This window comes from Oleiphilus sp. HI0043 (assembly GCF_001634935.1).
In genome coordinates this window covers 1-1,132 of the sequence record NZ_LWEY01001527.1, presented here as the reverse complement: position 1 = coordinate 1,132, position 1,132 = coordinate 1, and the positions used below count along the sequence as shown (strand labels likewise).

Here is a 1,132-nt window from a genome sequence, read left to right as displayed (position 1 = left end):
GGATATGCCCAAGCTGGCATGACATTCCTGAGCCAAACGCTGTCAACCTGATGCTCGACCCTGGCCTGGCTTTCGGCACTGGCACACACCCCACAACTGCACTTTGCTTAAAATGGCTAGATGCTTATGCGCTAAACGATGACGGCCTAAACAACAAAACTGTCGTAGATTTTGGCTGTGGTTCCGGAATACTGGGCTTGGCCGCATTATTACTCGGCGCCAAATCGGTGGTTGGAATCGACAACGACCCTCAAGCTTTGCTGGCTACCCAAGACAATGCCAAGAGAAACGAGGTCGAAGCTCAGCAGTTCCCGGTCTATCTTCCAGAAGATAGCCCTAAAGACCAAGTAGACCTGGTTCTGGCTAATATTCTTGCTCAACCACTGCATGACTTACGTAGCAATATTGCCGCTTTAGTTAAACCTAAAGGAAAATTAATTCTATCTGGAATTCTTGAGCATCAGGCAGCTGCGCTAGTTCACGACTATGAAGAATGGTTTGAAATGGATAAACCTCAGCTAGAGGATGGCTGGGTATGCTTGACCGGCACAAAAAAAGACTGATAATAGCCTTATAATAATTCAGGAAAAACACACACGATGAGCAATCAGCGACTGACACAATGCCCGCACTGTAAGGCTTCGTTTAAAGTCTCTGAAGAACAATTAAGTGCTGCCAACGGCAGAGTTCGCTGCGGCGCCTGCATGAACATCTTCGATGCAATTGCCTATAGCTTGTCCGATACTGAGAAGCAAACAGCAAACAAGCCTTCTCCTGAACCCTCCGAAGACCAACAAAGTTCAGCTATCGACCTGGAAGATAGTCTACTAGAGTCTGAAGATAAGCTATTTGCCGATAACCCTGAAGAAGATCTGCATGAACCCGGCTACTCAGGCAGCGCCGATGGCTCTGATGAGTTTAGCACCTCTTTCCTGGAACTAGATTCCGCAGACAACAGTGACCCTTACTCAACCAGCTTTAAAAAACTTGACGATACCTTTGTTTCTGAAGAGAGTGAAGAAATCATCGACGAAAGCTGGACTCAGGAAATCCTCGAAGATATTCAAGATGAACAAGGTAAACAGAAGGTAGAACCAACATTCTCCGCTTCAGCTATAGAGCAGGCCTCAGT

Annotated in this window: 2 protein-coding genes; both read left to right on the top strand. The window is 46.7% G+C overall.

Going from position 1 to position 1,132, the window contains the following annotated elements; all coding sequences use genetic code 11:
• Nucleotides 1-563, top strand: a 563-nt coding sequence (gene prmA / locus A3729_RS22345; RefSeq protein WP_068634298.1) for a 50S ribosomal protein L11 methyltransferase, incomplete at its 5' end; no start/stop codon positions are given.
• Between the two features lie 36 nt (nucleotides 564-599).
• Nucleotides 600-1,132 (top strand): MJ0042-type zinc finger domain-containing protein (locus A3729_RS31820; RefSeq protein ID WP_197475988.1); only part of this gene is annotated, 533 nt, incomplete at its 3' end.